The 19391-nt window shown below is 71.3% G+C and carries 23 protein-coding genes; 8 read left to right on the forward strand and 15 right to left on the reverse strand.

The features are described from left to right. Positions 1 to 59: 59 nt before the first annotated feature. From K343_RS0116035 to K343_RS0116060, 6 genes are all read right to left on the reverse strand, one after another. On the reverse strand, positions 60 to 698 hold the full coding sequence (locus K343_RS0116035) for a PqiC family protein (protein ID WP_028008936.1): 639 nt from the start codon (positions 696 to 698) through the stop codon (positions 60 to 62). Continuing rightward, positions 698 to 2353, reverse strand: coding sequence for a PqiB family protein (locus K343_RS0116040; RefSeq protein WP_028008937.1), 1656 nt, complete (start codon positions 2351 to 2353; stop codon positions 698 to 700). Before K343_RS0116040 ends, K343_RS0116035 begins: the two co-directional genes overlap by 1 nt. 22 nt (positions 2354 to 2375) lie before the next feature. After that, positions 2376 to 3053, reverse strand: a complete 678-nt coding sequence (locus K343_RS0116045; protein ID WP_154662617.1) for a paraquat-inducible protein A — start codon at positions 3051 to 3053, stop codon at positions 2376 to 2378. Further along, complete coding sequence (locus tag K343_RS0116050) at positions 3050 to 3658, reverse strand: paraquat-inducible protein A (protein WP_028008939.1); 609 nt, start codon at positions 3656 to 3658, stop codon at positions 3050 to 3052. The genes K343_RS0116045 and K343_RS0116050 overlap by 4 nt, the downstream gene beginning before the upstream one ends. Positions 3659 to 3758: 100 nt before the next feature. After that, positions 3759 to 4145 (reverse strand): group II truncated hemoglobin, encoded by a 387-nt coding sequence (locus tag K343_RS0116055; protein ID WP_051278580.1) that lies wholly within the window; start codon positions 4143 to 4145, stop codon positions 3759 to 3761. A 24-nt stretch (positions 4146 to 4169) separates the two neighbouring features. After that, positions 4170 to 4700 carry a TlpA family protein disulfide reductase gene (locus K343_RS0116060; RefSeq protein WP_161628909.1) on the reverse strand — a complete coding sequence of 177 codons (531 nt, stop codon included), beginning with the start codon at positions 4698 to 4700 and terminating at the stop codon, positions 4170 to 4172. 220 nt (positions 4701 to 4920) lie between these two features. On the opposite strand from K343_RS0116060, the gene K343_RS0116065 reads away from it, so the two are divergent. After that, the gene (locus tag K343_RS0116065) at positions 4921 to 5607 is read left to right on the forward strand and encodes a phosphoadenylyl-sulfate reductase (protein WP_043112963.1); all 687 of its coding nucleotides are present in this window, start codon (positions 4921 to 4923) and stop codon (positions 5605 to 5607) included. Between the two features lie 25 nt (positions 5608 to 5632). Then, complete coding sequence (locus tag K343_RS0116070; protein WP_154662618.1) at positions 5633 to 6019, forward strand: RNA-binding S4 domain-containing protein; 387 nt, start codon at positions 5633 to 5635, stop codon at positions 6017 to 6019. Positions 6020 to 6091: 72 nt separating this feature from the next. On the opposite strand, the gene K343_RS0116075 is transcribed toward K343_RS0116070, so the two are convergent. The 4 genes from K343_RS0116075 to K343_RS0116090 form a co-directional block, all read right to left on the reverse strand. Continuing rightward, a complete protein-coding gene (locus K343_RS0116075; RefSeq protein ID WP_211226320.1) occupies positions 6092 to 6427 on the reverse strand; it encodes a BON domain-containing protein in 336 nt (111 codons plus the stop codon). A gap of 205 nt (positions 6428 to 6632) precedes the next feature. Further along, the gene (gene tal / locus K343_RS0116080; protein WP_028008945.1) at positions 6633 to 7760 is read right to left on the reverse strand and encodes a transaldolase; all 1128 of its coding nucleotides are present in this window, start codon (positions 7758 to 7760) and stop codon (positions 6633 to 6635) included. Between the two features lie 125 nt (positions 7761 to 7885). Beyond that, positions 7886 to 9691 (reverse strand): ABC transporter transmembrane domain-containing protein, encoded by a 1806-nt coding sequence (locus tag K343_RS0116085; protein WP_051278585.1) that lies wholly within the window; start codon positions 9689 to 9691, stop codon positions 7886 to 7888. Continuing rightward, positions 9688 to 10437 (reverse strand): alpha/beta hydrolase-fold protein, encoded by a 750-nt coding sequence (locus K343_RS0116090; protein WP_028008947.1) that lies wholly within the window; start codon positions 10435 to 10437, stop codon positions 9688 to 9690. The genes K343_RS0116085 and K343_RS0116090 overlap by 4 nt, the downstream gene beginning before the upstream one ends. A gap of 116 nt (positions 10438 to 10553) precedes the next feature. Between K343_RS0116090 and K343_RS0116095 the strand changes: the two genes are divergently transcribed. Next, positions 10554 to 11903 carry an MBL fold metallo-hydrolase gene (locus tag K343_RS0116095; RefSeq protein WP_028008948.1) on the forward strand — a complete coding sequence of 450 codons (1350 nt, stop codon included), beginning with the start codon at positions 10554 to 10556 and terminating at the stop codon, positions 11901 to 11903. A 38-nt stretch (positions 11904 to 11941) separates the two neighbouring features. Here K343_RS0116095 and K343_RS0116100 read toward each other — a convergent pair whose 3' ends face one another. The 3 genes from K343_RS0116100 to purM form a co-directional block, all read right to left on the reverse strand. Then, entirely contained in the window at positions 11942 to 12694 is a 753-nt protein-coding gene (locus tag K343_RS0116100; protein ID WP_028008949.1) for a DUF3108 domain-containing protein, read from the reverse strand. Further along, positions 12691 to 13353 (reverse strand): phosphoribosylglycinamide formyltransferase, encoded by a 663-nt coding sequence (purN, locus tag K343_RS0116105; RefSeq protein ID WP_028008950.1) that lies wholly within the window; start codon positions 13351 to 13353, stop codon positions 12691 to 12693. Before purN ends, K343_RS0116100 begins: the two co-directional genes overlap by 4 nt. Before the next feature lie 150 nt (positions 13354 to 13503). Then, positions 13504 to 14535: a phosphoribosylformylglycinamidine cyclo-ligase gene (purM, locus tag K343_RS0116110; RefSeq protein ID WP_028008951.1), complete on the reverse strand. Its 1032-nt coding sequence runs from the start codon at positions 14533 to 14535 to the stop codon at positions 13504 to 13506. A 171-nt stretch (positions 14536 to 14706) separates the two neighbouring features. Between purM and K343_RS0116115 the strand changes: the two genes are divergently transcribed. Genes K343_RS0116115 through hda form a run of 3 tightly spaced genes read left to right on the forward strand, consistent with a single transcriptional unit; the run spans position 14707 to position 17173 of the window. Then, positions 14707 to 15333: a DUF8605 domain-containing protein gene (locus K343_RS0116115; RefSeq protein WP_028008952.1), complete on the forward strand. Its 627-nt coding sequence runs from the start codon at positions 14707 to 14709 to the stop codon at positions 15331 to 15333. Beyond that, positions 15333 to 16472, forward strand: coding sequence for an AI-2E family transporter (locus K343_RS0116120; protein WP_028008953.1), 1140 nt, complete (start codon positions 15333 to 15335; stop codon positions 16470 to 16472). Before K343_RS0116115 ends, K343_RS0116120 begins: the two co-directional genes overlap by 1 nt. Further along, positions 16469 to 17173 carry a DnaA regulatory inactivator Hda gene (gene hda / locus K343_RS22550; RefSeq protein ID WP_084615944.1) on the forward strand — a complete coding sequence of 235 codons (705 nt, stop codon included), beginning with the start codon at positions 16469 to 16471 and terminating at the stop codon, positions 17171 to 17173. Before K343_RS0116120 ends, hda begins: the two co-directional genes overlap by 4 nt. Here hda and K343_RS0116130 read toward each other — a convergent pair. Continuing rightward, positions 17170 to 17526: a DUF2069 domain-containing protein gene (locus K343_RS0116130; RefSeq protein WP_051278591.1), complete on the reverse strand. Its 357-nt coding sequence runs from the start codon at positions 17524 to 17526 to the stop codon at positions 17170 to 17172. The genes hda and K343_RS0116130 overlap by 4 nt on opposite strands. Next, positions 17523 to 18116 carry an NAD(P)H:quinone oxidoreductase gene (gene wrbA / locus K343_RS0116135; protein WP_028008955.1) on the reverse strand — a complete coding sequence of 198 codons (594 nt, stop codon included), beginning with the start codon at positions 18114 to 18116 and terminating at the stop codon, positions 17523 to 17525. Before wrbA ends, K343_RS0116130 begins: the two co-directional genes overlap by 4 nt. 81 nt (positions 18117 to 18197) lie before the next feature. Here wrbA and K343_RS0116140 point away from each other — a divergent pair, with 81 nt between their 5' ends. Beyond that, positions 18198 to 18662, forward strand: coding sequence for a nuclear transport factor 2 family protein (locus K343_RS0116140; protein WP_028008956.1), 465 nt, complete (start codon positions 18198 to 18200; stop codon positions 18660 to 18662). Between the two features lie 111 nt (positions 18663 to 18773). Next, positions 18774 to 19388 (forward strand): methyltransferase family protein, encoded by a 615-nt coding sequence (locus tag K343_RS0116145; protein ID WP_028008957.1) that lies wholly within the window; start codon positions 18774 to 18776, stop codon positions 19386 to 19388. Positions 19389 to 19391: the final 3 nt, after the last annotated feature.

Genomic DNA, 19391 nt, shown 5'->3' on the forward strand with positions numbered 1-19391 from the left:
CGGCGGCGCGCGCGAAGGCTCTATTTAGGCGATAAGGAAGCGCCGCGCGCCGCGCCGGCTCAGCCCGGACAGCGCACCGCGGCGCGGTCGCGCTGCGCGGTCTCGACCACGCCGGCGATATCGGCGGCGAGCCGGGCCAGGCCGGTCTGGGCACCGTCGACCAGCGCGTCGTAGCCGGCGCCGACCGGCGCCGTGACCCGCGTCGAGCAGGTCCAGCGCGCCTTCAGCGCGCCCGGCGCGCTGACGTCGAGCACGGTCCACACCGCGTCGAGGCGCACGCTGGCGGCGAGCTGCGCATCGAGGCGCTGGACGTCGACGAGCACGCGATAGACCGGCACGCCCGGCGGCGGCGCAACCTGCGAGACGTCCTGCGCACCGAGCGCGGCCCCGAGTTCGGCGACCAGCGCACCGCGCACCTCGTCGGGCAGCGGCGCGATCCAGCGCCGCGTCTCGACCAGCGCCACTTCGCCGTTGCCCTGGCGCACGACCAGCTCCGGCTGGTTGACCTGCGCCGGCACCCGCACCGGCTGCACGTCGAGCGCGAACGCCGCCTGGCCGGCGGCGAGCGGCGCGACCGGCGTCGGCCGCACCAGCGTGTAGAAGCGCGTCGGCGCCTCGCCGCTGCAGGCGGCGACGCCGAACGCGGCGAGCGCGAGCGCGCCGAGTCCCCACCGATACCGCTGCCGTGCGCTGCGCATCACTTGCCCTCCTGCTGTCCGTCCTCGCGCGGCTCGGCGGCTTCCGGCGCGCCGAACACCATCGATTGCGGATGCCGCTTCAGATAGTCGGCGAGCTCGCGCATCGAGCGCGCCATGCGCTCGACCGAGTCGAGCGTGGCCTGCGCATTGCGCTGCAGCGGCGACTCGCCGGCGATGAAGTTCTGGTTGGCGGCGTCGACCGCCTGGCGCGCGTCGCGCAGCAGGCCGGTGGCCTCCGGCGCGAGCTTGCCGTCGAGCTGCCGGAGCAGGCTGTCGGCGCTCTGCAGCGTGCTGTTGAGATTGTGGCCGATCTCGCCGAACGGAATCTCGTCGAGCTTGTTGACGATGCTGGCGATCTGCTGCTGGATCTCCTCGAGCCCGCCGGTCACGGTCGGCAGCTCGAACGGGCTGGCCTTGGCATCGACCTTGACCGGTGCCGCCTTGCGCTCGAAGTCGAGCGAGACGTAGAGCTGGCCGGTCAGCAGATTGCCGGGCCGCAGCTGCGCACGCAGGCCGTAGCCGATCATGCGCGTGAAGAATTCGCGGCCGGCGCGCGCCTCGTCGCCGGACTGGTGGATCTGGCGCTGGAACATGCGGCCGAGACGTTCCGGGTAGATGCGCGCGTCGACCACCGCATAGAGCTTGCGCGCGTCGCGGTCGTAATCGAGCGCGGCAGCGGTGACGTTGCCGAGCACGACGCCGCGAAAGTCGATCGGCGCGCCGACCGACAGGCCGCGCATCGACTGGTTGAAGTGCATGCGGATATCCATCGCCAGGCCGTCGGCCGGCGCCAGCGCTGCGCTGCGGTCGTCGAACAGCGTGAAGCGCGCGTTCTCGTCGACCACGCGGCCGTCGTCCTCGAGCGGCGGCACCTCGAAGGCGACGCCGCCGGCGACCACCGCCGCCAGCGATTCGGTATCGAGCTTGAAGCCGGAGGCGTTGACGGTGACGTCGACGCCGCTGGCATTCCAGAAACGCGTGTTGCGGGTCACGAAACGATCGAACGGCGCGTCGACGAAGATCTCCAGCGTCACGCCGCGGCCGTCGGCGCGCAGCTGATGGCCGACCACGCGGCCGACCTGCGTGCGCCGGAAGTACAGCGGCGAGCCGATGTCGAGCGAGCCGAGGTCGCTGGCCTCCAGGTAATAGCGCCGTCCCTTCTGGTCGTTGGTGACGGGCGGCGGCACTTCGAGCCCGTCGAAATCCTTGCGCTCCTCGCGCGACGAGCCGAGATCGACGCCGATGTAGGCGCCGGACAGCAGCGTGGTCAGGCCCGACACGCCGCCGAGCCCGACGCGCGGCCGCACCACCCAGAACTTCGAGTCCTGCACGGCGATGTTGGACGCGTCGTTGCTCAGCTCGACCTTGACCAGCACGCTCTTGCGGTCCTCGGTGAGCTGGATGCGGCGCACCTGGCCGACCACCACGTCCTTGTAGCGAACCTCGGTCTTGCCGGCTTCGAGCCCTTCGGCGGTGTCGAAGCGGATCGTGATCAGCGGGCCCGAGGCGAGCCAGGCGCGGATCACCAGGATCACGCCGGCGAGCGCCGCCACCGCCGGCACCAGCCAGATCAGCGACAGGCTCCAGCGGCGTCCGCGCCGCACGTCCGGCGGCGGCAGCTCCGTTACGCCGGGCGCGGTTTCGTTCTCGTTCATGGTGCGCTCTTCACAGGCGGGTTCATCGTTCCGGCTCGTCCCAGATCAGGCGCGGATCGAAACTCATCGAGGCCAGCATCGTCAGCACGACGACCGCGCCGAACGCGATCGCGCCGGGGCCGGCGCGCACCTCGGCGATCGACTGGAAATTGACCAGCGCCACCAGCAGCGCGACGACGAAGACGTCGAGCATCGACCACTGGCCGACGAATTCGACGAGCCGGTACAGGCGCGCGCGCCCGCGACGGCGCCAGCGCGAGCGCCGCTGCGCGCTGAGCAGCAGCACGACCAGCGCCACCATCTTCAGCAGCGGCACGCAGATGCTGGCGATGAACACGATCAGCGCCAGATCCCAGGAGCCCGACAGCCACAGCACGCGCACGCCGCCGAGGATGGTGTCGTTCTCGTTGTAGACGAGGGTCGAGGTCTGCATGATCGGCAGTGCATTGGCCGGCACGTACAGCAGCATCGCGGCGATCAGGAACGCCCAGGTGCGCCGCAGGCTGTCCGGCTTGCGCGCGTGCAGCGGCGCCTCGCAGCGCGGGCAGCTGGCGCCCTCCAGGCCGGGCGCGTCGCGGCAGACGAAGCCGCAGGCGTCGCAGGGCAGCAGGCCGAGCGCGAGCGCGCTCGGCGGCTCGGCCGCGGCCGGCGCGGCGTCGCTCGCCTGACGTCCGTCGAACGCTTCGGCCCGGGCGCTCATGCGTCGAGCGCTCCGCGCGCGTCCCACAGCAGGCGCAGGTCGAAGGAGTTGATGACCGTCAGCAGGATGGTCAGGACCGCGAACGCGAAGATGCCGACCTCCGGCTTGACCGAGGCCATGCCGGCGATCTTCACGACCGACACCAGGGTGCCGAGCATGAAGACCTCGACCATGCTCCACGGCCGCATCAGGCGCAGCGCGTGCATGAGGTCGATGAAGCCGCGCGGCACGCGCCGGCGCAGCAGCGCGGCGAGCACGTAGCCGAACATCACGATCTGCGCGAGCGGAAAGAAGAACACCGTCAGCGCCGCGAGCACGGCGACCGGGCCGACGCCGGTGTCCCAGGTAGCGCGGATCGCGCCCCACAGCGTGGTGCCGCTCGACACCCCCTGCAGTTCGAGCGTGACGATCGGATAGACGTTGGCGATGACGAAGACGATCAGGCTGGTGACGGTCAGCGCCAGCATCGTCTGCAGGTCGGCGAACTGGTCGCGGTACAGCTCGGCGCCGCAGCGCAGGCACAGCGCGCGCTCGTTGCGGCCCAGCGGCCGGCGCGTGTAGACAGCATCGCAATGTTCACAGACGACGTATGGGCTGGCGTGCATCGCGTGACGGCGGGAGTCCCCGCCCGGCTTTCCCTGCGGACGTTCGCAGTCTAGAGCCTGACCGCGCGTTTGGCACCGTCGCCGAAGCCGCCTGCCGTGCTCAACCCTCGCGGTTGCGCATCCAGTCGGCGACCGGCACCAGCGCCTCATGCAGCTCGCGGGCCAGGCCCGGCTCGACGCCGCTGTCGCGCAGCGCGTCGGCCATGCAGGCCAGCCACTGGTCGCGCTCGCGGCTGGCGATCGCCACCTGCAGATGCCGCGCGCGCAGCCGCGGATGGCCGAAGCGCGCCACGTAATGCGGCTCGCCGCCGGTCCAGCCGCACAGGAACCAGTACAGCTTGTCGCGCGAACCGTCGAGGCTCGGCGGATGCAGCGCGCGCAGCTCGGCATAGGCCGGATCGCGGTCCATGCGGTCGTAGAAGGCGTCGACGAGACGGCGGATGGTCGCCTCGTCGCTGCCGAGGCGTTCATAGAAGCTGGTGATCATCGTGCGCCCATCATCGCACGCCGCTCACGATGCCGGCGCCGCGCCGCCCGCCACCGGCCCTGCCGGTGGCAGACGCTGCAGCAGGCTGTTGATCTCGTCGACGATGCGCGGCAGCGAGGTCTCCGGGTCGTAGCCGGTGTGCGCGTAGGCGACGCGGCCGTCGGCGTCGACGATGAACAGGCGCGGAATCGCTTCGACGCCGTAGCGTGCGCCGATGCGCCCGCGCGAATCGTGCGTCAGCGTCAGCTGCAGGCCGGCGAGACGGCGCAGGATCTCCTGGTAACGGGCGCGGTCCTCCTTCCAGTTGACGCCGACCACGACCAGACGCTCGCGGCCGACGACCTGCTGCAGGCGCTCGAGCAGCGTCAGCTCGCGCAGGCAGGGGCCGCACCAGGACGCCCAGAAAGTGGTCACCAGGATGCGGCCGCGGAAATCGCCGACGCGCACCGCGTGGCCGTCGCGATCGTCGCCGAGCGCGTCGGGCGGCACCTCGCCGGGCGCCGGCGCCGCGCCGGCAGCCGCCGCCGCGAGCAGCGCCGCCCCCGCCAAGGCCACGGCCAGCGCGGCCGACAGCCGGCGGCGACAACGCGGGGCACGGGACAATCCGGTCATCGGCGCAGCTTAGCCGAAGCGGCGCCGGCCGCCGCGGCGTTTGGTTATTTGCTTATAACCTTCCGTGCGGCGCCGGCGCCGGCCCGGACCCTTCCCTTAGAATCGGCACCTTGTCGCAGGACCGAGCCGCAGGAAGTTCCACGTGTCGATCGCCCCAGCCGTCATGCCGAGCCCCAACAGCGCGGCGCTCAGCCCGGCCGACATTGCCGCGCTCAACGCCCGCTATGCGGCGCTCGACTTCGAGCAGCGCATCCGCCAGCTGTACCGCGAGTTCGACGTCGACCAGGTGCTGGTCACCTCCTCGTTCGCGGCGACCTCGGCCTACTTCCTGCATCTGATCGCGACGATCGAGCCGCGCCAGAAGTTCGCGTTCATCGACACCGGCTACCACTTCCCGGAAACGCTGGCCTACCGCGACTACCTGATCGAACTGTTCAAGCTGAACGTGTTCAGCGTGCGCGCCGAGGACTGGAAGCACCAGTTCACGATCGACGACAAGACCTACGAGCGCGACCCGGACTTCTGCTGCGCGATCAACAAGGTCGAGCCGCTCGACGCGATCAAGCCGAACTACCGGATCTGGGTGTCGAGCCTGATGCGCGCCGACACCGAGCACCGCGCCCAGCTCGACATCTTCGAAATCCGCAACGGCATCGTGAAGTTCAATCCGATGATCGACGTCACGCACGAAACGCGCGACGCCTACATCCGCGAGCACGCGCTGCCGTTCCATCCGCTGGTCGCACGCGGCTACCAGTCGATCGGCTGCATCCACTGCACGGTGCCCGGCGAAGGCCGCAGCGGCCGCTGGGTCGGCAAGCCGAAGACCGAGTGCGGGCTGCATCGCTGAAGGCGGCCGCGGTACGATGCCGGCGATGAGCGAATCCGTCCGTCTCGACCAGTGGCTGTGGGCCGCGCGCTTCTTCCGCACGCGCACGCTGGCCAAGGAAGCGATCGAAGCCGGCCACGTGCGCTGCGCCGGCGAGCGCTGCAAAGTGGCCAAGGATGTGCGCGTCGGCATGTCGCTGACGGTGCGCCGTGCCGGCGACGAGTTCGAGATCGTCGTCGACGGCCTGTCGGCCCAGCGCGGCGACGCGACGGCGGCGCAGCGCCTCTATCACGAGTTGCCGGACAGCATCGTGCGCCGCGAGCAGGCGCGCACCGCCCGCCAGCTGGCCGGCCAGGCCGTCAGCAGCGAACGCCCGAGCAAGAAGGGCCGGCGCATGCTCGAACGCTTCAAGCGCAGTCTCGGCGCCGACTGATCCGGCCCGGCCAGACGACCCGAAACGCAAAGGCCCCGCCGCATCGCGACGGGGCCTCGCCGGAGGTGCGCCTTACTCGGTCGCGGTCTTCAGCCGCAGGTCGTTCTTGACGTCCTTCACGCCCTTGACATGACGCGTCACGTCGACGGCCTGGTCGATCTGCGCCGACGAGGTCACGAAGCCCGACAGCTGCACCATGCCGTTCTCGGTCTCGACGCTGATGTCGGTGGACTTCAGGCCCTTCTCGGCGAGCAGCGCCGTCTTCACCTTGGCGGTGAGCGCCGAGTCGGATACGTACTGGGACGCCTCGCTCTTCTGCGCCGGCGCGGCATGGTTCTGGGCCTGGGCCATCAGCGGCGCGGAACCGAGGGCGATCATCGTGGCGACGAACAGGGGTTTCATCTTCATGTCATCTCCTTTTCTTGCGGACGCGCAGGGCGCGTTCCGTCGCTGATCCGGATCATTCCGGACGCCCTCCATCCTCCGGGCCGGCCGTGAATTCGTCCTGAACCCAAGCTCGCGCCTTTCACCGTCCGTTCAGACTGTGCCGCGCGGCAGACGCAACGAAAAAGCCCCGCGCGAGGCGGGGCCGGTCCGAAGCGGCGCGGCGGTTTCAGCCGCGCATCGCGTCGCGCTTCTTCGCCACGGCGGCAAGCAGCTTGTCGTCAGCGTCGACGAACTGCTGCACGCCGTCGACGACCAGGCGCTCGACGATCTCGGTGAACGGCAGCTGCAGCGCGCCGATCTCGTCGAACACCTGGCGCGCTTCGCCGAGCGCGTATTCGAGCCGCGAGCGCGCCTCGCCGTGATCGCGGAAGGCATCGAGCGTCGCCGGCGGCACGGTGTTGACGGTGTCGACGCCGATCAGCTCCTCGACGTAGAGCGTGTCCCGGTACGCCGGATTCTTGGTGCCGGTGCTCGCCCACAGCAGGCGCTGCGGACGCGCGCGATGCTGCTGGGCGAGCTGCTGCCAGCGCGGCTCGCCATAGAGCGACTTGTAGTCCTGATAGGCGAGCCGGGCATTGGCGATGGCGACCTTGCCGACCAGCGTCTGCAGGCGCTCGGTGTGCACGGCGCCATCGGCGATGCGCCGCATCAGCTCGGCGTCCATCGCCGCGTCGATGCGGCTGACGAAGAAGCTGGCGACGCTGGCGACGCTGGCGGCGTCGCCGCCGCGCTGCGTCCATTGTTCGAGGCCGTCGATATAGGCGAGCGCCACGTCGCGGTAGGCCTCGCGCGAGAACAGCAGCGTGACGTTGACGTTGATGCCCTCGGCGATCAGCGTGCGCAGCGCGTCGACGCCGGCCGGCGTGCCGGGCACCTTGATCATCAGGTTGGCGCGGCCGACCGCCTGCCACAGGCGCCGCGCCTGGGCGACGGTGCCGTCGGTGTCGTGCGCCAGCCGCGGCGAGACTTCGAGGCTCACATAGCCGTCGGCGGCGCGCGTGCGGTCGTAGACCTTGCGCAGCTCGTCGGCGGCGAGGCGGATGTCCTCGATCGCGATCTGCTCGAACAGCTCGGCTGGGTCCTCGACGCCGGCCCGCACCAGCGCGCGCAGCGCTTCGTCGTATTCGCTGCTGCCGCCGATCGCCTTCTCGAAGATCGCCGGGTTCGAGGTCAGGCCGCTGATCGCGTCCTCCTCGATCATGCGCCGCAAGCCGCCGCCGCTGAGCAGATCGCGGCGGATGTAATCGAGCCAGAGCGACTGGCCCAGCGCGTGGACGGCCTGGAGGCGATTCATGGTCCTGGTGGCAGTAGTCGTGAGTGGAAAATTAGATCAGGCACAGATTACACAGATTTCACAGACGGACCGCGCGGCGAACGGCCCGCATGTCCGGCCAGGGCGGGCCGTCCGGACGCCGGGCTTCACGCGACCAGCTGCAGGCTCGCGAGCCGGGCGTAGAGACCGCCGCTGCGCGCGAGCTCGGCCGGCGTGCCGGTCTCGACGATGCGGCCGTGTTCGAGCACGACGATGCGATCGGCGCGCTGCACCGTCGCCAGGCGATGCGCGATCACCAGCGTCGTGCGGCCCTGCATCGCCGCCTCCAGGCCGCGCTGCACCAGCGCCTCGCTCTCGGCGTCGAGCGCGCTGGTCGCCTCGTCGAGCAGCAGCAGCGGCGGGTTCTTGAGGATCGCGCGGGCGATGGCGATGCGCTGGCGCTGGCCGCCGGACAGGCGCACGCCGCGTTCGCCGACGAAGGTCTTGTAGCCCTCGGGCAGGCGCGCGATGAACTCGTCGGCGAGCGCCGTGCGCGCCGCGGCGATCACGTCCTCGTCGCTGGCGCCGGGGCGGCCGTAGCGGATGTTCTCGAGCGCATCGGCCGAGAACACCACCGCCTCCTGCGGCACCACGCCGATCTGCGCGCGCAGCACGCGCGGATCGAGCTCGCGCAGGTCGACGCCGTTGAAGCGGATGCAGCCCTCGCCGACGTCGTAGAAGCGCTGCAACAGCTGGAACGCGGTGGTCTTGCCGGCGCCGCTCGGGCCGACCAGCGCGACGGTCTCGCCTTCGCGCACGTCGAGGTCGAAGTCGGCCAGCGCCGGCGTCTGCGGCCGCGACGGATAGCGGAAGCCGACGTGCTCGAAGCGGACGTGCGCGCGCTGCGTCGCCGGCAGCGGCTGCGGCTGCGGCGGCGCGGCGATCGCCGGGCGCGCCGACAGCAGCTCCATCAGGCGCTCGGTCGCGCCGGCGGCGCGCATCACGTCGCCCCAGACCTCGGCGAGCACGCCGACGCCGCCGGCGGTGATCGCCGCGTACATCACGAACGAAGCCAGCGCGCCGGCCGTCATCTGCCCGGACACCACCGCCTGCGCGCCGAGCCACAGCACGAAGACGATCGATCCGAACACGCCGGCGATGATGCCGCCGGTCAGCAGCGCGCGCATGCGCGTGCGGCGGATCGCCGACGCGAAGCTGCGCTCGACGGCGGCGTCGAAGCGCTGCCGCTCGTACGGCTCGTTGGTGTAGGCCTGCACGGTCGGGATCGCGTTGAGCACCTCGCCGGCGACCGCCGAGCTGTCGGCGATGCGGTCCTGCGATTCGCGCGACAGCTTGCGCACGCGGCGTCCGGCCCAGATCAGCGGCACGATGACGGCGGCGAGCAGCACCAGCGTGATCGCGAACAGCTTGGCGCTGGTCACCGCCAGCATCACCAGACCGCCGGCGAACTGGAAGGCGCTGCGCAGGCCCATCGACAGCGAGGAGCCGACCACCGTCTGCACCAGCGTGGTGTCGCCGGTCAGGCGCGACAGCACCTCGCCGGTCTGCGTGGTCTCGAAGTACTGCGGCGACTGTTCGAGCATGCGCCGGTAGACGGCGCTGCGCAGGTCGGCCGTGACGCGCTCGCCGATCCAGCTGACCTGATAGAAGCGCCCGGCGGTCGCCAGCGCCCACAGCACGGCGATGCCGAACAGGCCGAGGAAATGCCCGCCGATCGCCCCGCCGCCGACGAAGCCGTGGTCGATCAGGCCGCGGAACGCGAGCGGCACGACGAGGAAGGTCGCCGAACTGACGCAGAGCAGCGCGAAGGCGGCGATCAGGCGGCGGCGGTACGGGCGCAGGAACGGCAGCAGCCCGCGCAGCGCGCCGAGCCGGCGCCGCGACGCCGGCGCCACGGCGTCCTCCAGCGCGGTCGCGGCACCGCTGACGGGATCGGCGTCCGGCGCGCTCATGCGCCGTTCTCCGCGAAGATGCCGGCCGCGGCTGCGCTCCAGACGCTCCAGCGGTGGCCGCCGTCGCGCTCGCGGTAATGGCCTTCGGGCAGCAGCGGCGCGATCATCCGCGCCGCCGTCACGAAGCCGTCGTCGCGTCCGCAGACCAGCCAGACGCGGCGCGCGTCCTGCGGCCGCTGCGCCCAATCGTGGACGACGCGCCAGGCTTCGTGCGGCGGGTTGTCGGCATCGAGCTGCGCCGGCCGCGGCGCCGGCTGCCACGCCGCCGGCCCGCCCGCCGCCTGCACTTCCTCGACCAGCGCGCCGCGGCCCATGTAGGGCGCGAGCAGCAACAGGCCGTCGAGGCGTCCCGGATGCTCGCGTTCGTACAGGAGCGCGCCGAGACCGCCCAGCGAGGCGCCGACCATCCACACCTCGCGGTAGCGGCCGCGGGCCGGCTCGATGAGCGCATGCAGGCGCTCGACGAGGCGACCTTCGAAGTAATACGGCAGCGTCGCGCCGGCGAGCAGCACGTCGGCGTCCGGCCGGCCGCGCTGGATCGCCTCGACGATGCCGGACGCGCGCAGTCCGGCCAGATCGTCGGCGCGCCCCGGCAGGACCACGACCAGCATCTGCGCCGGCACGCGCGCCGGCACCTGCTGCGTCGGCATCAGCGCCGCCGGCCGGCCCGGCAGACAGGCGGCCAGGCCGAGCAGCGGCAGCGCTGCCAGCGCGACCTGCAGGCACCGCGCCAGCCTTCGTTTCATCGGCTTCTCCATAAGCGCCGCATCGTCGCCCGCGGGCATGCGCACGTCAAAGCGCCGGTTTGGCCGGCCCGGCGCCGGGCGTGATAATGGCGGACGTCCCCCGCCCGAGCGCCGAGATGAAGATCGTCGATGCCGTCACCGCCGTCGTCACCTGCGGTGACGAACTGCTGATGGTGCAACGCCAGCCGTTCCTCAAGTCCTTTCCGGGCTTCCACGCCTTCCCGGGCGGCAAGATCGACGCCGAGGACGCCGACGGCGCGCCGCTGCCGGACTTCTGCGCGGGCCACGAGCCTCGTCTGCTGCGCGGCCTGCTGCGCGAGCTGGCCGAGGAGCTGGCGCTCGACCTGACGCCGTTCGCGGCGCTGCAAGTGCGCGCGCTCGGCGTCGCGCTGACGCCGCCGACGATGCCGGTGCGCTTCAACACCTATTTCTATCTCGTCGACCTGCCGCAGCAGCCGCCACTGACAGTCGACACCCGTGAGATCGCCAGCGCCGAATGGGCGCATCCGCGCGAGTGGCTGGCGCGCTTCCGCGCCGGCGAACTGCTGCTGGCGCCGCCGACGCTGGCGGTGGTCGAGGCGCTGGCGGCCGACCCGCAGGCGACCGAGGTGCCGGGGCTCGATTTCCGCACGCGCGTCGACTACGAGCTGCCGGTGATCGAGCACGTCTACGGCGTGCGCAACATCCTGGTGCGCTCGCACACCCTGCCGCCGGCCCAGCACACCAACTGCTTCCTGCTCGGCGACGCGCAGTCGCACCGCGTGCTGGTCGACCCCTCGCCGGCCGACGCCGACGAGTTCGAGAAGCTCTGCAGCCTGGTGCCGCGCTTCGGCATCCACGAGGTGTTCCTGACGCACCACCATCCGGACCATCACCAGCAGGCGCCGGAACTGGCGCGCCGCTTCGGCGTGCCGATCGGCATGTCGGAGGACACGCACCGGCGCCTGCTCGACAAGAAGGGTCACGATTACTTCCACGATCTGGCGATCCACCACTACCGCGAGGGCGACACGCTGTGCCGCTGGCTCGACCGGCCGGTGCGCGTGCACGAGGTGCCGGGCCACGACGAGGGCCAGCTGGCGCTGATGCCGGAGAACCGCGCCTGGTGCATCGTCGGCGACCTGATCCAGGGCATCGGCACGGTCGTGATCGCCAAGCCCGAGGGCGACATGCGCAAGTACTACGCGACGCTGGAGCGGATGATCGCGCTCGCGCCGCGCGTGATCATGCCCTCGCACGGCATCGCGCTCGGTTCGGTCTACCGCCTGGAGGAAACGCTCAAGCACCGTCGCCTGCGCGAGCAGCAGGTGCTGAGCCTGTGGCGCGAGGGCCACGATCTCGAATCGATGCTCAGGCTGATCTACGCCGATCTCGATCCGCGCCTGCTCGGCCTGGCGCGGCTGAACATCGAAAGCCACCTCGACAAGCTGCGCATCGAAGGGGTGCTCGACGGCGCGACGGCCTAGGGCCGGCTAACGCCCATGGCGTCGCGCCGCGCCGGCGCTCACTTCGGGCCGAGCAGCGCCATGCGCAGCTCGACCTTGCCCTTGTTGATGTGCTCGATCTTCACCGGCACGAAGTGGCGCGACGGCGCCAGCCAGTAGCGATACGACTTCTTCGGGTTGTCGATGCGCGCGACGCGAATCGTCTCGAAGCGGCCGGCCGGCGTTTCCACCGTCTCGCGCGCCTGGATCTGGAAGCGGTAGAGACGCAGCTTGTCCTCGTCGATGAACGAGAACTCCTTTTCGGCGCCGATGCGCTCGGCATTGCCAGCCGCCCACAGGCGCACTGCCTCGCGGATCGAGAAGCGGTCGTAAGTCGGCGCCGGCGCCTTGAGCTCGACGACGTTGCCGCCGCGGATCATCCTGGCGCGCTCGCCGGCCGCATCGAAGTCGAGCGTGAAGTTGTCGTCGCTGCGCTTGTTGTTGCGATACTCGAAATGGCGCGGCTGCACGACGCCGTCGACCACGCAGAACGTGCTGCTCTCGCGCGGCGAGCCGTAGGTCCAGCGCACCAGCGCGATCGGATCGGTGGTCGAGCTGTAATCGAAGCAGCCGTCGCCGCGCGGCTTGAGCGCGATGGTGCCCTCGCCGAGCGAGATGTCGCCCCACTCGACGCTGTAGCGGTCGGCGCGCGCCGCCCAGAAAGCGGCATCGTCGGACGGCGGTGCCGGGGCCTGCGCCGCCGCGCCGCCCGCCGCCGCCAGCAGCAGCAAAGCCATCAGGTGCCGCAGACTGCCGCCTGCCCGGATCTTCATCGAAAAGCCTCCTCGACCGCGTCCATTCCGACTGGAGCCGTCAGTATGCGCCCGTGCAGTTCGACGCCGCCCGCCGTCAGCGCCAGTTCGCCGCGCGCCATCCAGGCGACCGCCTGCGGATAGATCTTCAGTTCGACTTCGGACATCACGCGGGCCGCCAGCGTCTGCGGCGTATCGTCCGCCCGCACCTTGAACTGCCCCTGAATGACGCGCGGCCCGCCGTCGAGCTCGTCGGTCACGAAGTGCACCGTCGCGCCGTGCTCGGCGTCGCCGGCGGCGAGCACGGCTTCGTGCGTATGCAGCCCCGGATGGCGCGGCAGCAGCGAGGGATGGATGTTCAGCATGCGGCCGGCGTAGGCGCCGATGAACAGCGGCGTGAGGATGCGCATGAAGCCGGCCAGCACAACGATGTCCGGCCGGTAGGCGGCCAGGCGCGAGACCAGCGCCGTGTCGTAAGCCTCGCGGCTGGCGTAATCGCGATGCGACAGCAGCTCGACGGCGATGCCGGCGCGCTGCGCGCGGGCGATGCCGCCGGCCTCGGCGCGATTGCTGAGCACGACGACGATGCGGCCGTCGATGCGGCCGTCGGCGCAGGCGTCGATCAGCGCCTGCAGGTTGCGGCCTTCGCCGGAGATGAGGACGGCGATGCGCGCCGTCATACAAGTTCCCCGCAGCGCCGGCGCAAGGTCGCCGGCGCCGGCCGTCCGCGCGCGGACGCAGCGCCGGAACCGCGGCGTCCGCCACGGGACGCGCGCACTCCGGGCTCCGCGCTCGCGCCGGACGCCGGGCGCAGCGCCTGCCGCGCCGCCTCAGGCAAAGCGGACGTCCTGCTTGCCCTTGACGATCTCGCCCATCAGGAACGGCCTGGCGCCCGACTTCTTCAGCGACTTGAGCGCCGCGTCGGCCTCCAGGCGCGGCACGACGAGGATGAAGCCGACGCCGCAGTTGAACACGCGCCACATCTCGTCCTGCTCGACGCCGCCCTGCGCCTGCAGCCAGTCGAAGATCGCCGGGCGCTGCCAGGACTGGGTGTCGACCACCGCGGCGATGCCCTTGGCGAAGCAGCGCGGCAGATTGCCGACGATGCCGCCGCCGGTGATGTGCGACATGCCGCGCACCTTGATGCCCTGTTCGAGCAGCTTGAGCACCGGCTTGACGTAGATGTGGGTCGGCGCGAGCAGCGCGTCGGCGAGCGTGCCTTTGCCGAACGGCGCGTCGAGATCGGCCTTGGCGCGCTCGAGGATCTTGCGCACCAGCGAGTAGCCGTTCGAATGCGGGCCCGACGACGGCAGGCCGATCAGCACGTCGCCGACCTTGATCTTGCTGCCGTCGATGATCTTGCTCTGCTCGGCGACCGCCACGCAGAAACCGGCGAGGTCGAAGTCGCTGCCGTGGTACATGCCCGGCATCTCGGCGGTCTCGCCGCCGACCAGCGCGCAGCCGGCCAGCTTGCAGCCCTGGGCGATGCCCTTGATGACCTGCGCGGCGTTCTTCTGGTCGAGCTTGCCGGTCGCGTAGTAATCGAGGAAGAACAGCGGCTCGGCGCCCGACACCAGCACGTCGTTGACGCACATCGCGACCAGATCCTGACCGAGGCCCTGCACGCGGCCGCTGTCGATGCCGAGGCGCAGCTTGGTGCCGACGCCGTCGGTGCCGGACACCAGTACCGGCTTCTTGTACTTCTTCGGCAGGCCGACCAGCGCGCCGAAGCCGCCGACGCCCGCCAGCACCTCGGGCCGCCGCGTCGACTTGACGATCTTCTTGATGTCGTCGACCAGCGCGTCGCCGGCGTCGATGTCGACGCCCGCGTCGCGGTAGCTCAGCCCGCTGCTCTTCTTCATTCGCTTTGCCTTGTGTGCCTGAATGGGAATGCGCCGGCCCGGAGCCGGCGCGATCCGGCTATTTTAGCGGGACGCCCCGGCGCTCCGCAGGCGTGCCGGCGATCCGCCCTACCGCCGCCCTGTATCATTTCGCCGGCCCCGCGCCTTTTCGCCCGAAGACCCGACCCGCCGATGACCCGACTCGCCCGCCTGCTGCTGCCGACCCTTTTGCTCGCCGCCGCCCTGGCCGCGCCCGTGGCCGCGCAGACCGGACCCGCGGCCGACCCGTACGAGGGCCGCGCGACGGTCGCCGACCAGAGCGCCGCCAGCCGCGACCGGGGCTTGCGCAGCGCGCTCGCCGAAGTCGTCGACCGCGTCAGCGGCCCCGGCTCGGCGTCCGGCGCGGCGGCGCCGCTGCTGGCGCGGGCCGGCCAGTTCGTGCAGCGCTACGCCTACGTCACGGACGCCGGCGCCGGCCTGCAGCTAGTCGCGCGCTTCGACCAGAACGCGGTCGACGGCCAGCTGCGCGCGCTCGGCCTGCCGGTCTGGGGCTACAGCGCGGCGCCGGCCGAGGACCTCGCGGTCAGTGTCGGCGGCGTGCGCTCGGCGTCCGATTACGCGCGCGTGCTGGCGACGCTGCGTGCCGCGTCCGGCGTGCGCAGCGTCGCCGTGCGCGGCGCCGACGCCGATCGCCTGCAGCTCGCGGTGCGCGCCGACGGTGGCGCCGCGCGCCTCGCCGGGACGCTCGCCGGCCAGCGTGCGCTGCGCGTCGAGCCCGGCGCATCCGCCGACGGCCTCGCGCTGCAGCTGGCGCACTGATGGACGGCCTCGACGACATGGATGCTTCGCTGCGCCGGCACTGGCCGTGGTATGCCGGCGCGCTGGCGGCGCTGGTGCTGCTGTGGTTCCTGACGCCGATCCTGGCGCCGTTCGTGATCGGCGCCGGCATTGCCTACCTCGGCGATCCGATCGCCGACCGTCTCGAACGGCTCGGCCTGTCGCGCGCCGCCTCGGTCAGCATCGTCTTCACGGTCTTCGTGTTCGTGCTGCTGCTGCTGCTCGTGCTGCTGGCGCCGATGCTGTACGCGCAAAGCGTCGCGCTGATCCACAACATCCCGAGCTGGATCGGCTGGATGCTCGACACCGGTCTGCCAAAGCTCGGCATCGACATCGGCACGCGGCTCGACGCCGACGGCCTGCAGCAGATCGTCAGCGAGCACTGGTCGGAAGCCGGCGACATCGTCAAATCGCTGTGGCTGCGCGTCTCCGAGTCCGGCAAGGCCTTCGTGACGATGGCCGCGAACCTGCTGATGATCCCGATCGTCAGCTTCTACCTGATGCGCGACTGGGATCGCCTCGTCGCCTGGATCGGCACGCTGATCCCGCCGCGCCTGCTGCCGCAGGCGAGCGGCTTCGCGCGCGAGGCCGACGAGGTGCTCGGCTCGTTCATCCGCGGCCAGCTGCTGGTGATGGCGGCGCTGGCGACGATTTACTCGGCCGGCCTGACGCTGGTCGGCCTCAAGCTCGGCCTGATCATCGGCGTGATCGCCGGCCTGCTCAGCTTCGTGCCCTATCTCGGTTTCGCGGTCGGCTTCGGCGCCGCGCTGATCGCGATGCTGGTGCAGTCGCACGAATGGCTGCCGCTGGTCTGGATCTGCCTGGTGTTCGGCCTCGGTCAGGTGCTCGAAAGCGCACTGCTGACGCCGATCCTGGTCGGCGACAAGATCGGCATGCATCCGGTCGCGGTGATCTTCGCGGTGATGGCCGGCGGCCAGCTGTTCGGCTTCATCGGCGTGCTCGTCGCGTTGCCGGTCTCCGCGGTCATCGCCGTGGCGCTGCGCCACGCCAAGGCGCAGTGGCTGCTGAGCCCGCTGTACCGGCTCGGCGCGCCGGCCGCGGCGCAGCCCGAAGCGCAGCCCGCGGCGCCGGCCGCCGACGAGCGCCAGCCACCGGCATGAGAGGCCGCCAGTTGCCGCTCGCCGTGCAGCTGCGCGACACGGCGAGCTTTTCGAGCTATTGGGCCGGCAGCAACGCCGAGACGGTCGCCGCGCTGCGCGCCCTGCGCCACCCGACGCTGCTCTACGGCCCGGCCGGTTCGGGCCGCACGCACCTGCTGCAGGCGCTGTGCCGCGAGCAGGGCGGCGCCTATCTGCCGCTCGCCGACCTCCGCGCCTACGGCCCCGAGGCGCTCGACGGCTTCGACGCCAGTCCGCTGCTGTGCCTCGACGATCTCGACGCGGTCGGCGGCGAACGCGACTGGGCGCTGGCGCTGCTGCGCCTGATCGATCGCCGCCGCGCCGCCGCGCAGCCGTTCGTGTTCTCGGCGCTGGCGCCGCCCGAGCATCTGGCGCTGGCCCTGCCCGATCTGCGCACGCGGCTCGCCGCCTGCGTGGTGCTCGGCCTGCTGCCGCTGAGCGACCCCGAGCGCGCCGCGCTGCTGCACGACCGCGCGCAGGCGCGCGGCCTGGCGCTGCCGGCCGAAGTCGCACGCTGGCTGCTGCAGACCCAGGGCCGCAGCAGCGGCGCGCTGGTCGAGGCGCTCGAACGCCTCGACCGCGCCTCGCTCAGCGAGAAGCGGCGGCTGACGCTGCCGTTCGTGCAGGCGGTGCTCGGCCGGCCGGGCGCCGAGCGCCGCGCCGGCGACGACAGCGGCGCCTAAGCGGCCGCGGCGGCGCCGCGCGCCTCGCGCGCGCTGATCCGCACGTACAGCACCAGTCCGACGAAATCGGCGGCCGCCAGCGCGGCCAGTCCGAACATCAGCGCGCGCGCCTGCGGCTGCGCGTAGCCATTGGCGAGCAGCAGCGCGCAATAGCCGACCAGCAGCATGCTGGCCCAGGCGTGCGTGTAGCGACGGCCGCGCAGCATGCCCGGCAGCGGCACGAACAGCAGCAGCGCCGCGGCCAGCGCCAGCGGCGAACGCAGCAGCGCCATCAGCAGCACGATCAGCGCGAGATGCGCGGCCAGCGCCAGTGCGCGCGGATAGACGCTCGGCGGACGCGGCACCGCGCTCATGCGAGCTTCACCGCGATTTCGGCGACGCGGCGGCCGAGCGCCAGGCACAGCGTTTCCTCGTCGCGCGTCAGCGGCCGCGGGTCGTGACCGACGCCGGCGTGATGGCTGGCGCCGTACGGCGTACCGCCGGCGGCCGTCGTCGACAGCGCCGCCTCGGTGTACGGCAGGCCGACGAGCAGCATGCCGTGGTGCAGCAGCGGCAGCATCATTGTCAGCAGCGTCGCTTCCTGGCCGCCGTGCAGCGAGCTGGTCGAAGTGAAGACGGCGGCCGGCTTGCCGGCGAGCGCGCCGGACAGCCATTGCGCCGAGGTGCCGTCGAGGAAGTGTTTCATCGGCGCCGCCATGTTGCCGAAGCGCGTCGGGCTGCCGAGCACGAGGCCCGCGCATTCGGCGAGATCGCGCGGCTCGGCGTACGGCGGACCGTCGTCGGGCACCGCCGGCCCGCGCTGCGCGTGATCGGCCGTCACCGGCGGCACCGTGCGCAGGCGCGCCGCGGCGCCGGGCACCGACTCGACGCCGCGCGCGACCAGCCGCGCCATCTTCGCCACCGAGCCGTGGCGCGAGTAATAGAGAACGAGAACTTCCGTCATGAACCTTTCCGTCGGCGTAGGCCCGCTATTCTAGAAGCCCGCAGCGGCGCGCCGCTGCGCGGGCCGCCACCGGAGACGACGATGCACCCGAATGCGCAGACGATCGAGACCTTCTACCGCGCCTTCCAGCGCCGCGACGCGGCAGCGATGGCGGCCTGCTACCACGAGCAGGCACGCTTCTCCGACCCGGTGTTCCCCGATCTCGACGCCGGCGGCGTGCGCGCGATGTGGGCGATGCTGCTCGCCGGCGGCCAGGATCTGCGCCTGGAGTTCAGCGGCGTCGAGGCCGACGATCAGCGCGGCCGCGCGCACTGGGACGCGCGCTACACCTTCTCGGCGAGCGGGCGGCCGGTGCTGAACCGCATCGACGCCGAATTCGCGTTCCGCGACGGTCTGATCGTGCGTCATCAGGACCGCTTCGATTTCCACGCCTGGGCCGCGCAGGCGCTGGGCCTCGGCGGTCGGCTGTTCGGCGGCACTGCCTGGCTGCAACGCAAGGTGCAGGCCCGGGCCGCGCAGCGCCTCGCCGCCTGGCGCCGGCGCTGAACGCTCGCGCACGGCCGGCGCGGGGGCTTCATCATTCAGTCATCTGCAGTTAACCCGGCGTTGACAAAGCCTGTGTTGCAGTGCGGCGGTCCGTCAACGAAACCCGTCGCCATGGCTTCCCTCGCCTTCGCCTCCCGCCTGCGCATCCCGCTGTCGCGGGCCCTCGTTGCCGCGCTCGCGGTCGTCATCCTGTTCAACGGCAGCTACTGGGCGCAGGAAGGGCTGATGCTCGGCGACCTGCTGACGAGCCTCGGCCTGGTGCTGATCGGCATCGCCACCGTCGGCCGCCTGTGGTGCAACCTCTACATCGTCGGCTACAAGAACAACACGCTGCTGACCACCGGCCCGTACTCGATCTCGCGCAATCCGCTGTACTTCTTCAGCAGCCTCGGCGCGGTCGGCGTCGGTCTGACCTGCGAGAGTCTGATCGTCACGGCGACGATCGCGCTGCTGTTCGCGGCCACCTACCCGAGCGTGATCCTGGCCGAGGAAAAGCGCCTCGCCGGCCTGCATGGCCAGGCCTGGAAGGACTACGTCGCCCACGTGCCGCGCTTCTGGCCGAAGTTCGGCCAGCTGACCGAGCCGGAACGCTACACCGTGCACCCGCAGCAGTTCCGCCGTCACCTGCTCGATGCGCTGTGGTTCGTCTGGGCGGCGGCGATCGTGCAGCTGATCCAGACGCTGCACGACAGCGGCTGGCTGCCGGGCTACTGGCACGCCTTCTGAAAA

Origin of the sequence: Solimonas flava DSM 18980 (assembly GCF_000426685.1) — a bacterium.
Lineage (GTDB): Bacteria > Pseudomonadota > Gammaproteobacteria > Nevskiales > Nevskiaceae > Solimonas > Solimonas flava.